Origin of the sequence: Chitinasiproducens palmae (genome assembly GCF_900095735.1) — a bacterium.
GTDB lineage: Bacteria > Pseudomonadota > Gammaproteobacteria > Burkholderiales > Burkholderiaceae > Chitinasiproducens > Chitinasiproducens palmae.
The window spans coordinates 64,211-76,678 of sequence record NZ_FNLO01000017.1; the positions used below are offsets into that span (position 1 = coordinate 64,211).

Sequence of the window (12,468 nt, forward strand, 5' to 3'; positions counted from 1 at the left end):
AGCAAGAGCGACGGCCTGAACAACGGCCTGAGCAGCAGAGCGCGCGGCCGCGGACTCGCGCGGTCGAAACCCCGCTCGGACTCAGGGCTGGGCATCGGGCGCCGTCGCATCGAGCCGCCGGCCCAGAATGACCAGATCGCGCTCGATGCCGTCGAGCGACGCGACCCGTGGCAGATGGCCCCAGGTCGCGAAGCCGAAGGCTTCGAACAGGCGCAGGCTTGCTTCATTATGTCCGAAAATGAAGGCAAGCGCGGACGTCACGCCGATCGTGGGCGCGCATTGCAATGCCCGTGTGAGCAGCGCGCGGCCGAGCCCGGCGCCCCGCATCCGCTCCGTGAGGTAGATGCTGATCTCGGCCGTCGCGAGATAGGCCGGTCTGCCGTAAAAGTCGCTGAAGCTCAGCCAGCCGACGATGTGCGGTGCGGCACCCGGCTCCGCTCCGGACCGCGCGTCGCTGGTTTCGACGACCCACAGCGGCCGGCGCGACGGCGTGTGCGCCTCGAACCAGGCGATCCGGCTCGCAACACTCACCGGTTCGAGGTCGGCTGTTACCTGCCGCGACGCGATGGTCTCGTTATAGATCGCGACAATCGCGTCGAGATCCGCGCGGGTGGCGTCGCGCAGCCGCAGTTCGGCAGTGCGGACCGGCAGTCGTTCGTCTGTGGTCATGACAGGTCGTAGATGCGGTAATGCAAGGAACGGGGGCGTGCGAGCGTGCGTCAGTCACGCGCCGAACAGCGCCCGATATTCGAGGCAGATGGCCTCCGCGCGCAGGCGGGCATTCAGCGGATGCGCGTCACTGCGTCGCTGTCGCGTCAGGCGTGACAACAGGCCAGCCAGCGCCGTGCCGTCGACCTGCCCGGCCAACGCCGCCAGGGTTGCCCGATGGTCGGGAAAGTAGCGCACGACGCCGGCCTCCCGCATCGACAGCAGATCATATAGCCAGCGCTGCACGCAGCCGTGCACGTCGGCCAGCGCGCTCTTTGCCAGCGCCTCGCCGCAGGCGAATGCATCGCATTGCGCGCCAGCCGCGAGTTGCGCAACCAGCACCGCCTGCCCTGGTTCGCGCTGCTGCGCGGTCGCGAGCAACGGCGAGCCGCCTGCGACCGCCAGCGCCTGGGCAGGCTGCGCGACGCCCTGTTCGGCCAGCCACGCTTCCGCGACAGTGCGCTCTGGCAGGCTCATCGGCCAGCGCCGGCAACGGCTGGCGATGGTCGGCAGGATCCGTTCCGGATGCACGCACACCAGCAGGAAGACCACATCGGCCGGCGGTTCCTCCAGCGTCTTGAGCAAGGCGTTGGCGGCCGCGGCGTTCATCGCGTCGACCGGGTACAGCAATGCGACGCGCGCCCCGCCGCGGTGCGAACCCAGCGCGCAGAAGTCGAGCAAGGCCCTGATCTGTTCCACGCGGATGTCCTTGCTCGGCGCCTTGCCCTTGGCACCCTCGCCGTCCGACTTCGCGCCCTCGCCCTCGCCCTTTTCGGCTTTCCCCCCCTGCGCGTCGGGGCCGCCCGTACCCAGGGCGGCTTCCAGCGCTTCCGGCACAACGGCGCGGTAGTCGGGGTGGTTGCCCTGCGCGAACCAGTTGCACGCAATGCATCGGCCGCACGGCCGTGTCGTCGCCTGCGCCTCGCACAGCAACGACTGCGCGAGGTGCCGCGCAAATGCATACTTGCCGATACCGGCCTGCCCGTGCAGCAACAGCGCGTGCGGCCAGCGGCCCGCGAGGCTGTCGAGCCGTCGCCAGTCGCCTTCCTGCCATGGATACAGCATCTCGACCGCTCCGCTCAGACTGCCAGCAACGCGAGCAGGGCCGCGTCGACGTCCCGGCGTACCGCATCGATGCCGCGTCCCGCGTCGATGACGCGTATCCGGTCGGATGCCGCCGCCGCCCGTCGTAGATATTCGTCGCGCGTGCGCTCGAAAAACTCGTGCGACTCGCGCTCGAACCGGTCCGACTGGTGCGCCTGCCGCCGCGTCGCCGCCGTATCCGGCGGCACGTCGAACAGCAATGTCAGGTCCGGCTGAAAGTCGCCTTGGACCCAACGTTCGAGCGCGTCGAGCCGCTCGCGCGGCAGCCCCCTGCCGCCGCCTTGGTAGGCGAACGTCGCGTCGGTGAACCGGTCGCACAGCACCCAGTCGCCGCGCGCCAACGCCGGCCCGATCACCCGGTCCATGTGCTCGCGCCGGGCCGCGAACATCAGCAAGGCCTCGGTATCGAGATGCATCGACTGGTGCAGAACCAGGTCGCGCAGCGCCTCGCCCAGCGGCGTGCCGCCCGGTTCGCGGGTCGACACCACCGCGCGGCCACTGCCCTGCAGGCGGCTTTCGAGCAGCGTGCGGCAGCCGAGGATGTGCGTGGTCTTGCCCGCGCCGTCGATGCCTTCGAACGTGATGAATTTGCCGCGCGTGCGCGGCGTCGCCGACTTGCCTGACATCACTGCCCCCTCTGGTAGCGGTTGACCGCCCGATTGTGCGCGTCGAGCGAATTGGAGAACTCGCTGGAGCCGTCGCCGCGTGCGACGAAGTACAAGGCGTCGGTCTTGACCGGATGCACCGCGGCCTCCAGCGCCGCCATCCCCGGCAGTGCGATGGGCGTCGGCGGCAAGCCGGGCCGCGTGTAGGTATTGTACGGAGTGTCGGTGGTCAGATCCCGGCGGCGCAGCCGCTTGTCGAGCGGCGTGGTCAGGCCGTAGACGACGCTCGGGTCGGTCTGCAGCGGCATGCCGACCCGCAAGCGGTTTGCGAACACCGCGGACACGCGGCCGCGCTCGTCGCCCCTGCCGGTCTCCTTTTCGATCAGCGACGCGGCAATCAGCGCTTCGTATGGCGTCCGGTACGGCAGGTCGGCGGCGCGCTCGCGCCAGGCCTCCGCGAGCCGCAGCCGTCCGACCCGATACGCGCGCGTATAGATGTCCACATCGCTCGTGCCGCGCGCAAACAGGTAGGTATCCGGGAAGAACAGCCCCTCGGCCTTGCTCTCGGCGGCCCCGATGCGGGCCAGCAACGCCGCCTCGCTCAAGCCCAGCGTATCGTGCTTCAGATCCGGGTTCTGGTCGATCTCCGCGCGCATGCGGGCGAAGGTCCAGCCCTCGATCACCGTCACCACGCTTTGATTGACGTCGCCCCGCGCCAGCTTCAACAACAACTGGTAGGGCGTGGTGCCGGTCTGGAACTCGTAGTTGCCCGATTTGATCGACGTGTCGAGCCGCAGCAGACGCGTCATTGCCGTGAACAGCGTGTGATTGAAGGTGACGCCGCCGGCCTGCAACTGCGTAAGCACCGCTGGCAGCGCGCTGCGTGGCTGGATGGCCACGTCGATTGGCGACGCGGCAAGGCGGACCGGCTGGTGCGCCCAACGATAGGCCAGCGCCGCCAGCGCGACGGCCAACAGGATGGCGAGGAGCGCGGCGCGCTTGAGGAACTTGGAGAACGGCATGCCCTGCGACTGAGCGGAGACGAACCCAATATAATAAACGCTTCCGTTTCCGCTTCGAACGAAGACTGGCCCGATGACCGACGATATCTTTCACAATGCCCCGCCCGCCCACTTCGCGGCCGGCCAGGCGTCCATCGCCCGGCTCGACTCGCTGCGCCTGATCGACGTGGTCGGTGCCGACGCGTTGAGCTATCTGCACAACCTGCTGACCAACGACGTCGAGCATCTGGATACGGCGGCGGCCCGGCTGGGCGGCTTCTGTTCGCCGAAGGGCCGTCTGCTCGCAACCTTCGTCTACTGGCGCTTGAGCGACGCCGAGACGCCGGGCGTGCGCCTGCTGTTGTCCGCGGATCTGCACGAGACCATGCTGAAGCGCCTGCGCATGTATGTGCTGCGCAGCAAGGTCAGCCTCAGCGATGCCTCGGCGACGCACGCGGTGTACGGCGTGTTCGGCGAGCCGGGCGCGGTCGCCGCCGCGCTGGCCCGCCATGTGGACGCCTTGCCGGACACCACCCTCGGTCGGGCCGACGGACCGGACGCGACGGTGATCCGCTTGAGCGACGTGGCACTGGAAACCGGCCCGCAAGCGCGCTACCTGTGGATCGTTCCCGGCGCGCGCGCCGGCGCCGAACTGGCGGAGGGCTTCGCGCCGGCCGCGCTGCAATCGTGGGAATGGCTGGAAGTGCGCGCCGGCGAACCGCGCGTCGTCGCGGCGACCAGCGACCGTTTCGTGCCGCAAATGATCAACTACGAGGCGCTCGGTGGCGTGAGCTTCCGCAAGGGTTGCTATCCGGGCCAGGAGGTGGTCGCGCGCAGCCAGTACCGCGGCACGGTGAAACGCCGCGCAACGCTGGCGCACGCCGAGCGGATGACCGTCGGCAGCGAGATCTTCGTGGCCGGAGATGGCGCGCAGCCAGCCGGCCTGGTGGTCTTGAGCGCGCCCGCGCCGACGGGCGGCGTCGACGCGATCGTCGAGCTGAAGATCGCCGCGCGCGATGCGGGCGTGCCGCTCGCCGCTGGCGCCGCGGATGGTCCGCCCGTCGCGTTGCTGCCGTTGCCCTACGCGTTGCCGTCCCTGGACTGACGTCGCGCCGCCCAGCCCGACGGCCGCATCTCGGCGACCAGCAAGCAGCCGCTAGCCGTCCGGCCGCCTGCGGACGCGGGCGCCGCCGCCACCGCCGCGACAGGACGCGATGACCTGGACGTGCATAGGCCCCGCCGCCGTGCGCGTGCCACCGCGGACCGCCTGCGCACCGCCCGCATCTTCACTGCGCCGATGCGCGCCAGACCGATCGGATGTAGGGTTGAGACCGCACCGAGCGACGTCAGAGCGACATCAGAGCGACAATAGAGCGACAGCCGAGCGGAATCTGAGCACAATCTGAGCACAGCCCCGCTGCGAGCCGTCCTGGCTTGCTACAATCGCGCCACTTACCGTTTCGCACCGCGCCTCGCCCCGCTCCTTGGAGATGGCGAGGCGCGGTGCGTTTTCGCGAGATCGGCATGCGCAGCCCCAGCCTTCCCCGCCTCATCCTGTTCTTGCTCGGCTATGGCCTCCTCGCGTTCGCGGCGATCCACATCCGCGACGAGGTGCGGCTGGCCGCACTGATCTGGCCGGCTGCCGGCATCCTGCTCGGCACCTTGATGGTCGCGCCTTACCGGAACTGGCCGGTCTGGATGCTGATCGCCGGCACGATCCACGTGGTGGCCGGCGTGGTCAGCGGCCGAACGCTCGGCACCGCCGCGCTGTTTGCCGTCATCGATCTGGCCTATGTGTTCGGCATCGCACGGGGCTGGCGCTGGAAATGCGGCGCGCGCTGCGACCTGACGCAACCAGCGTCCTTGTTCTGGTTCCTCGGCACGGTGATCGTCGGCAGCCTGGCCGGGGGCGCGATCCTGATTTTGGCGTTGCGCTTCAATGGCGAGCAGTTGCGCTATACCGACTGGACCACCTGGGCGATGTCCGACGGCGTCGGCTGCCTGCTCGGCGCGCCACTGGTCATCGCCTGGTCGAATTTCCGCGTGCAGCGCTCCGGCGGCATCAACGGGCGCCAGTTCGCGCTGGGCCTGCTCTGGTTCGCGGCGCTGCTGGTGTCGGGCGTGGCCGTGTTCAATCCCGGCGCCGCAGCCTTGCTGTTCGGCGGCGTGCAGTATTCGCTGACCTATCTGCCCCTGTTCTTCGTGGTCTTGCTTGCCCTGGTCTGGGATCAGCGCGGCACCACGCTCGGCCTGATCATGCTTGCCGCGCTGTCCTCGGTGCACACGGTCCAGGGCGACGGACCGTTCGCGTTCCCGGGCGAGACGCTGGCCGACTCGCTCACCGATCTGCAGGCCTACCTCGGTGCGGCGACCGTCTTCGGCCTGGTTGCCGTTGCGCTCAACACGAGCCGGCAACGCGCGCTGCGCGAGGCGGCCGCCTGGCGCCTGCGCTACGAGGGTGCGCTGCTCGCCAGCCAGCAGGTGGCATTTGAATTCGACCCGGCCACCGGCCGGATCGCCTGGGGCGGGCCAATTACCGAAGTGCTCGGCGTGCCGCCGGCGTCGATTGCGACCGTCCCCGATTTCGTCGCCCGCGTGCACGAGGACGACCGCGCGCCGCTGCACGCCGCCTTCCAAAAGCGGCGGCGCGGCGAAGTCAGCGACACCGGGCTGCGCCTGCGTTTCCGAGGCGACGACGGGCGGGAACGCGACCTGGTCGAAACCGGCGCGCCGATCGTCGACTTCGACGGCGAGGTCTATCGCATCGAAGGCATGCTGCGCCGCGAGACGCCGCAGGTCGCCGTCGCGCGAGAGCCAGCGTGACTTCCGAACCGACGCAGCGTCATGCTGCGCTGTTGATTCACGGGCTGGGCGGCACGGAATACGATCTTGGCTCGATGCACAAGATCCTGCGCCGCGCCGGCCTGGACACGCATGGCATCACCCTGCCGGGCCACGGCCTGGAGCCGAACAGCCTGCTCGACGTCAGCGCCGAGCAATGGCTGGACGCCGCCCGCGACAAGTATCGCGACCTGCTGGGCCAGTATGAGTCGGTCCATCTGATCGGCATGTGCATGGGTGCGTTGCTCGCGATCGAGGTCGCCAAGCAGGAACGTCACCAGCGCGGGCGCCTGGTCGCGCTGGCGCCGCCGATCTTCATCGACGGCTGGTCGACGCCCTGGTATGCGCGGCTGCGCTTCCTGCTGTACCGGTTGCCGCTCGTGCCGCGGCGCATGCGGGTCGTCGAGGAGGAGCCGTTCGGCATCAAGAACGACATGATCCGGGCGATCGTCAAAGCGAAGTTCGCGCGCGGCGAGAACTTCCACTATCGCTGGGTACCGCTTCATTGCGTGCAGCAGGTCGACCGGCTGCGGCACTGGGTGATGAGCGGGCTGCGGCAGATCCTGTGTCCGACGCTGGTCGTACACGCGCGCGAGGACGAACTGACCAGCGTGAAGTCGGCCGAGTTCCTGCAGCGCGAGATTGGCGACGAGCGGGTCGCGGTGACGATCGTGGAGAACAGCTATCACATGATCTGCATCGACAACGATCGCGAGCAGGTGGCCGCCAACGTACTCGCGCATTTGGGCCTGGACCCGGAGATCGCGCGACGCAGCCGCCGCAGCGCCGGCGCGGGCGACGCGCTGGCCGAGCGCATTGCCCGACGCGCGACCCGTCAGCAGGCCAATGCGGCCGCACCGGCCGACACCGCTGCTACCGACGCACCTACCGACGCACCTACCGACGAGACAGCGGCACTGGACTGACAGCGCCGGCCGCACCGCGTTTGGCGGCATCGGTCGGGGTGCCGGCAGCGCAACGGCACACTCGCCCATCTGGCCGATCTGGCCGATCTGGCCGATCTGACACGTCTGGCCCATCTGACCCATCTGACCCATCTGACCCATCTGACCCATCTGACCCATCTGACCCATCTGACCCATCTGACCCGTCTGGTTCGCCTGGCCCGGCCAGACCGCTCGAACGCCGGTCAGCAGCCGGCGCCGCGCGCGGCCAGGGCGGCAGATGTCAGTCGCCAGGGGCCGCGCCAGGCGCCGCATGCAGTGCGCGGTCGCGCGCCACGCGCCGGCCGACCGGCAAGGCGCGCAGATACTTGAACGTACCCAAGGCCTTCGCGACCAGTTGGCCGTCCGCGTCGTGGATCTCGCCTTCGCAGAAGGCCATCGTCGACGAACGGTGCAGCACCCGCCCCGTCGCCACCAGGCGCTCATGACCGGGCTGCATGAAGCTGACCTTCATCTCGATCGTCACCAGGCCACGGCCGCCACCGACCATGCGCGCCGCGGCGGCAAGACTGGCATCCGCCAGCGCCATCACCACGCCGCCGTGCGCAATCTGCCAGCCATTGCGCAGATGATCGCCGATCGCGACCGCAAGTCGCACCTCGACGCCGTCGATGCCGTCGATGCCGTCGAATTCGACGCCGAGCGTGCGCAGGAACGGGATCGTCGCGAGGAACGCGGTCAAGTCGGCCGCGTCGGCGGCCCGCTGGGCGGTTGGATCAGTAGGCGTAGTCGACACAGGCGCGCTCGGCAACCGCCGCACGGATCATCGGCAGGATTGCCTGGTGCGTCGGATGGTTCTGATACGCGTCGAGCGCCGCTTCGTCGGCGAAGCGGCTATCCAACACGATGTCGAAGTTCGACGCCAGCCCATCGGTGGCGGTCGCCACCTCGAAGCCGACGACGCCCGGCAGCCCTGCGCAGGTACGCAATGCCGCACAGATCTCAGCGATCTTCGCCGGCTTGCCGCCCGCACCCGTCTGCTCCTGCAACCGCCACATCACGATATGTCTGATCATGGTATTCCTCTGTTCGGCGCCGTCACGCGGTTCGCCGCGCGCTCCGGGCCGCGTGCCGGACCGTCGGCGCTGCGCCGCAAGCCGCGAGGATGCCGCAGAGTGCCGGCACTTGCAACGTCCGCTGGCCCGACGCGCCCATGCGCGCGCCCTCGTCCATGTGCTCGCCGGTCGCCGTGCCGGCGAGCAAAGACCGGGCGCCGGCAAGGGTCAAGGCCGCGCTGAGCGCCCCGGCCGGGCGCCGCTTAGAATGAACGGATGAACCCCACACATCATGCCCCGGCCGCCGCGGTGGCCAGTCCGACGTCATCCGACGGCTGGCCCGCCGCGCCCGCCTGGCCCTCGAACGGCTTCGCCAGCCTGGGCCGCGACTTCTTCACCGAAGTGCCGACGCAGGCCTTGCCGGAGCCGCGCCTGGTCGCGTTCTCGCGCGACGCCGCCACGGAAATCGGCTGGTCGCCCGAGTCCTTCGACGATCCGGCGCTGATTGCTCACCTCGCCGGCCACAGTCTGACGCCAGCGCCGATCGCCACTGTCTATTCCGGCCATCAGTTCGGCGTCTGGGCGGGTCAGCTCGGCGACGGCCGCGCCCACCTGCTGGGCGAGGTCGGCGCGGCTCACCAGCGCTACGAGATCCAGCTCAAGGGCGCCGGCTTGACGCCCTATTCGCGAATGGGCGACGGCCGCGCCGTCCTGCGTTCGTCGATTCGGGAGTTCCTCTGTGCAGAGGCCATGCATCATCTCGGCATCGCCACCACGCGATCGCTGGCGGTGGTCGCCTCGCCACTGCCGGTTCGCCGCGAAACGGTCGAAACGGCCGCGGTCGTCACGCGTCTTGCACCCAGTTTCGTGCGCTTCGGCCACTTCGAGCATTTTTCGTCGACGGGTCGCGCGGATCTAAGCCGCCGCCTGCTCGACCACGTCATCGATCGCTTCTATCCGCATTGCCGCGATGCCGCCGATCCCGTGCTGGCGTTCATCGAAGCCGTTGCGCAGGCCACCGCCGTGACGATCGCGCGCTGGCAGGCGGTCGGCTTCTGCCACGGGGTCATGAACACCGACAATATGTCGATCCTCGGCCTGACGATCGACTATGGCCCGTTCGGCTTCCTGGACGGCTTCGACGCGAACCACATCTGCAACCACACCGATCAGGCCGGCCGCTATGCGTTCCAGCGCCAGCCGCAGGTTGCGTTCTGGAACCTGTACCGCCTCGGACACGCGCTGCTGCCGCTGTTGCCACAGGGCGAGGCGTCGATCGAGGCGGCGCGGGCCGCGCTCGATCGTTACAAGCCGGCCTATGCGACCGAGATGGAAGCCCAGTTGCGCGCCAAGCTTGGACTGGCGGAACGCGTCGACGACGAAGCCGACGGCGCACTGTTTGACGATCTGTTCGAGTTGATGCATGCGAATCGAGCCGACTACACGCTGACCTTCCGTCTGCTGTCAGGCATCCGGCGCGATTCAGGAGCGGCGGGTGCGGCGGATGCAGCGGGGGCGACGGGAGCGGCGGATGCCGTCGAGCCGGGCGCACAGGCCGTGCGCGACCTGTTCGCAGACCGCGCCGGCTTCGATCGCTGGTGCGACCGATACCGCGCGCGGCTGGCGCTGGAAAAGCGCGACGACGCATCGCGCGCGCTTGCGATGAACCGCGTCAACCCCAAATACGTGCTTCGCAACCACCTGGCCGAACTAGCAATCCGGCAGGCGCAGGCCGGTGACGACGGCGAGGTACGCCGCCTGCTGCACATTCTGGAACGTCCCTTCGACGAGCAGCCGGAATTCGCCGCCTATGCCGGACTGCCGCCCGACTGGGCGAGCGGCTTGGAGGTGAGCTGCTCCTCGTAGCGCCGTGCGCCGCGCGGACCCAGCGGATGCCGCGCCGCGCTTCCAAATGACCGTTTCGCTGCCGCCCCGGCCCCTTCCCGCCGTCGGGCCGGCAATCTCGATTTTCGCGCGCGCGATCAACTCGCGCCGACTGGAGCCTTGACCATGACCGACCCGAAAAGCCGCAACCCGCTCGCCGAACCGTCGGCACCCGGCACGACCCAGAGCGCCGCTGGCGCGGTCGAAACCGGCATCGACGACGATGCGCGCTGGCGCCGTGACCTGAGCGACATCCAATACCGCGTCACCCGCGAGGCGGCCACCGAGCGCCCGTTCACCGGCGAATATTGGGATCACTGGCAAACCGGCGTCTACCACTGCGTGTGCTGCGGCACGCCGCTGTTCGAATCGACGACCAAGTTCGACGCCGGGTGCGGCTGGCCCAGCTATTTCAAGCCGATCCAGGGCGAGGTCATCGCCGAGAAGACCGACCGCTCGCACGGCATGCTGCGCATCGAGGTCCGCTGCAAGGTATGCGACGCGCACCTGGGTCACGTATTCAACGATGGGCCGAATCCGACCGGGCTGCGCTACTGCATCAATTCGGCTGCGCTACAATTCGACCCCACGTCGCCGTCCGACCCCGCCTGAGCGCGCTGCCATGAAGCTTCTGTTCGACCTGTTGCCGGTCATCCTGTTTTTCATCGCCTTCAAGATCGCCGGCATCTATGTCGCGACCGGCGTGTCGATCGCCGCGACGGTCCTGCAGATTCTCTGGATGGCCGTGCGGCACCGCCGTGTCGACCCGATGCTGTGGGTCAGCTTCGCGATCGTCGCGGTATTCGGTGGCGCGACGCTGCTGCTCGACGACCCGACCTTCATCAAGTGGAAGCCGACCGCGCTCTATTGGGCATCGTCGATCGCGTTGCTCGGTGGCCTGTTGTTGGGCAAGCAGCCGTTGCGCGCACTGCTGTCGAGCCAGTTGACGCTGCCGGACCCGGTCTGGTCGCGACTGACCGTCCTTTGGGCGGTGTTCTTCGCGGTGCTGGGCGTGCTGAACATCGTCATCGCCTACCACGTGTCCACCGATGTCTGGGTCAACTACAAGCTGTTCGGCGGCGCTGGGCTGACTTTCCTGTTCATCATCGCCCAGAGCGTGTGGCTGGGCAAACATCTGAAAGAACAATGACCGAAGCAAGCGGCCGCGCCGCGGCCATGCGGACGCTGATCGAAGCGCGCCTGCGTGCCGCGCTCGCGCCCACCGATCTGACGATCATCGACGACAGCGCCAAGCACGCCGGACACGCGGGCGCCGGCGAAGGCAGTCACTTCACGGTGATCGTGGTGGCCGAGGCGTTCGCCGGCAAAAGCCGCGTCGGCCGTCATCGGCTGGTGTATGATGCGCTCGCCGATGCGATGCGCGACGGCATACACGCGCTTGCCATCACGGCGCTGACGCCGGCCGAGCAGCAGCCGGTCTGATCCGCGGCCGTTCTTGGCGGCCCGCCGCCGCGCGCCGGCTTCGATGCAAAACCCAGGATCTTCGATCAGGATCTCCACAATGAATCAACGCTTGTCCCGCGCGGCGCTCGCCCTGACCGCGCTCGTCGTCGCGCATGGCGCGTCCGCACAGAATGTCGCCGTCGTCAACGGCACGCCGATTCCGGTGACGCAGCAGGATGTGATGCTGCAAGCCGTCGCTCAAGGCAAGCCGGCCACGCCGGAAATGCGCCAGCAGGTCCGCGAGGAACTGATCAACCGCGAAGTGCTGTACCAGGAAGCGGCGCGCCAGGGCGTGCTGAACCGGCCCGCCGTTCGCGCACAGGTCGCACTGGCGCAGCAGAGCATCGCGATCCGCGCGCTGCTCGAGGACTTCGTGAAGACGCACACGCCGAGCGATCAAGCGCTGAAGGCGAAGTACGACCAGCTGGTAGCCGGCGTGGATTCGAAGGAATACCACCTGCATCACATCCTGGTCGACAGCGAAGCGCAGGCCAAGCAACTGATCGCCGAGATCAAGGGTGGCGCATCGTTCGAGGAACTGGCGAAGAAATTCTCGAAGGATCCGGGCTCGGGCAAGAACGGCGGCGACCTCGACTGGGCGCCGTTGCAGGGCTACGTGCCGGAGTTCTCCGCCGCGGCCGCCAAGCTCGGCAAGGGCCAGACCACCGATGCGCCGGTGCACACCCAGTTCGGCTGGCACATCATCCGCGTCGACGATGTCCGTCAGGCGCAATTGCCGTCGTTCGAAGACGTGAAGCCGCAACTGCAGCAGCAGGAAGTTGCCGAAGCGCTCAGCCAATACCAGGCGCAACTGCGTCAGAAGGCGAAGATTCAGTAAGCCGCGCGGCCGCCACGCCGCGCAACTGCAATGAAAAAACCCGCGACGGTGTGGACCGTCGCG

General features: G+C 68.4%; 14 protein-coding genes. 8 read left to right on the forward strand and 6 right to left on the reverse strand.

Annotated elements, in window-relative coordinates; all coding sequences use genetic code 11:
• Positions 1–81: 81 nt before the first annotated feature.
• The 4 genes from BLU54_RS21935 to mltG are packed head-to-tail and all read right to left on the reverse strand — an operon-like array spanning position 82 to position 3,439.
• Entirely contained in the window at positions 82–669 is a 588-nt protein-coding gene (locus BLU54_RS21935) for a GNAT family N-acetyltransferase (RefSeq protein ID WP_091913110.1), read from the reverse strand.
• A 54-nt stretch (positions 670–723) separates the two neighbouring features.
• On the reverse strand, positions 724–1,773 hold the full coding sequence (holB, locus tag BLU54_RS21940) for a DNA polymerase III subunit delta' (RefSeq protein ID WP_091913112.1): 1,050 nt from the start codon (positions 1,771–1,773) through the stop codon (positions 724–726).
• Positions 1,774–1,787: 14 nt separating this feature from the next.
• Positions 1,788–2,438 (reverse strand): dTMP kinase, encoded by a 651-nt coding sequence (gene tmk, locus BLU54_RS21945; protein WP_091913114.1) that lies wholly within the window; start codon positions 2,436–2,438, stop codon positions 1,788–1,790.
• On the reverse strand, positions 2,438–3,439 hold the full coding sequence (mltG, locus tag BLU54_RS21950; protein WP_091913116.1) for an endolytic transglycosylase MltG: 1,002 nt from the start codon (positions 3,437–3,439) through the stop codon (positions 2,438–2,440). Before mltG ends, tmk begins: the two co-directional genes overlap by 1 nt.
• A gap of 73 nt (positions 3,440–3,512) precedes the next feature.
• Here mltG and ygfZ point away from each other — a divergent pair, with 73 nt between their 5' ends.
• The 3 genes from ygfZ to BLU54_RS21965 all read left to right on the forward strand — a co-directional run bounded on the left by ygfZ (position 3,513) and on the right by BLU54_RS21965 (position 7,185).
• Entirely contained in the window at positions 3,513–4,523 is a 1,011-nt protein-coding gene (gene ygfZ, locus BLU54_RS21955) for a CAF17-like 4Fe-4S cluster assembly/insertion protein YgfZ (protein WP_091913118.1), read from the forward strand.
• Positions 4,524–4,942: 419 nt separating this feature from the next.
• On the forward strand, positions 4,943–6,241 hold the full coding sequence (locus BLU54_RS21960; protein WP_139169794.1) for an MASE1 domain-containing protein: 1,299 nt from the start codon (positions 4,943–4,945) through the stop codon (positions 6,239–6,241).
• Positions 6,238–7,185 (forward strand): alpha/beta hydrolase, encoded by a 948-nt coding sequence (locus BLU54_RS21965; protein ID WP_091913122.1) that lies wholly within the window; start codon positions 6,238–6,240, stop codon positions 7,183–7,185. Before BLU54_RS21960 ends, BLU54_RS21965 begins: the two co-directional genes overlap by 4 nt.
• 262 nt (positions 7,186–7,447) lie before the next feature.
• On the opposite strand, the gene BLU54_RS21970 is transcribed toward BLU54_RS21965, so the two are convergent.
• A complete protein-coding gene (locus BLU54_RS21970) occupies positions 7,448–7,906 on the reverse strand; it encodes a PaaI family thioesterase (RefSeq protein ID WP_170845267.1) in 459 nt (152 codons plus the stop codon).
• 34 nt (positions 7,907–7,940) lie between these two features.
• Complete coding sequence (locus tag BLU54_RS21975) at positions 7,941–8,240, reverse strand: Dabb family protein (RefSeq protein ID WP_091913124.1); 300 nt, start codon at positions 8,238–8,240, stop codon at positions 7,941–7,943.
• A gap of 255 nt (positions 8,241–8,495) precedes the next feature.
• Here BLU54_RS21975 and BLU54_RS21980 point away from each other — a divergent pair, with 255 nt between their 5' ends.
• From BLU54_RS21980 to BLU54_RS22000, 5 genes are all read left to right on the forward strand, one after another.
• Positions 8,496–10,085 carry a protein adenylyltransferase SelO gene (locus BLU54_RS21980; RefSeq protein ID WP_091913126.1) on the forward strand — a complete coding sequence of 530 codons (1,590 nt, stop codon included), beginning with the start codon at positions 8,496–8,498 and terminating at the stop codon, positions 10,083–10,085.
• 144 nt (positions 10,086–10,229) lie between these two features.
• Positions 10,230–10,715 carry a peptide-methionine (R)-S-oxide reductase MsrB gene (msrB, locus tag BLU54_RS21985; RefSeq protein ID WP_091913128.1) on the forward strand — a complete coding sequence of 162 codons (486 nt, stop codon included), beginning with the start codon at positions 10,230–10,232 and terminating at the stop codon, positions 10,713–10,715.
• Positions 10,716–10,725: 10 nt separating this feature from the next.
• Entirely contained in the window at positions 10,726–11,253 is a 528-nt protein-coding gene (locus BLU54_RS21990; protein ID WP_091913130.1) for a septation protein A, read from the forward strand.
• Entirely contained in the window at positions 11,250–11,546 is a 297-nt protein-coding gene (locus tag BLU54_RS21995) for a BolA family protein (protein WP_091913132.1), read from the forward strand. Before BLU54_RS21990 ends, BLU54_RS21995 begins: the two co-directional genes overlap by 4 nt.
• A 79-nt stretch (positions 11,547–11,625) precedes the next feature.
• Complete coding sequence (locus BLU54_RS22000) at positions 11,626–12,405, forward strand: peptidylprolyl isomerase (protein WP_091913134.1); 780 nt, start codon at positions 11,626–11,628, stop codon at positions 12,403–12,405.
• Positions 12,406–12,468: the final 63 nt, after the last annotated feature.

Excerpts from the sequence above, each read along its gene's own strand:
- BLU54_RS21935 (WP_091913110.1), bottom strand. The coding sequence starts at position 669 with ATGACCACAGACGAACGACTGCCGGTCCGCACTGCCGAACTGCGGCTG.
- holB (WP_091913112.1), bottom strand. The coding sequence starts at position 1,773 with ATGCTGTATCCATGGCAGGAAGGCGACTGGCGACGGCTCGACAGCCTC.
- tmk (WP_091913114.1), bottom strand. The coding sequence starts at position 2,438 with ATGTCAGGCAAGTCGGCGACGCCGCGCACGCGCGGCAAATTCATCACG.
- mltG (WP_091913116.1), bottom strand. The coding sequence starts at position 3,439 with ATGCCGTTCTCCAAGTTCCTCAAGCGCGCCGCGCTCCTCGCCATCCTG.
- ygfZ (WP_091913118.1), top strand. The coding sequence starts at position 3,513 with ATGACCGACGATATCTTTCACAATGCCCCGCCCGCCCACTTCGCGGCC.
- BLU54_RS21960 (WP_139169794.1), top strand. The coding sequence starts at position 4,943 with ATGCGCAGCCCCAGCCTTCCCCGCCTCATCCTGTTCTTGCTCGGCTAT.
- BLU54_RS21975 (WP_091913124.1), bottom strand. The coding sequence starts at position 8,240 with ATGATCAGACATATCGTGATGTGGCGGTTGCAGGAGCAGACGGGTGCG.
- BLU54_RS21980 (WP_091913126.1), top strand. The coding sequence starts at position 8,496 with ATGAACCCCACACATCATGCCCCGGCCGCCGCGGTGGCCAGTCCGACG.
- msrB (WP_091913128.1), top strand. The coding sequence starts at position 10,230 with ATGACCGACCCGAAAAGCCGCAACCCGCTCGCCGAACCGTCGGCACCC.
- BLU54_RS21990 (WP_091913130.1), top strand. The coding sequence starts at position 10,726 with ATGAAGCTTCTGTTCGACCTGTTGCCGGTCATCCTGTTTTTCATCGCC.
- BLU54_RS21995 (WP_091913132.1), top strand. The coding sequence starts at position 11,250 with ATGACCGAAGCAAGCGGCCGCGCCGCGGCCATGCGGACGCTGATCGAA.
- BLU54_RS22000 (WP_091913134.1), top strand. The coding sequence starts at position 11,626 with ATGAATCAACGCTTGTCCCGCGCGGCGCTCGCCCTGACCGCGCTCGTC.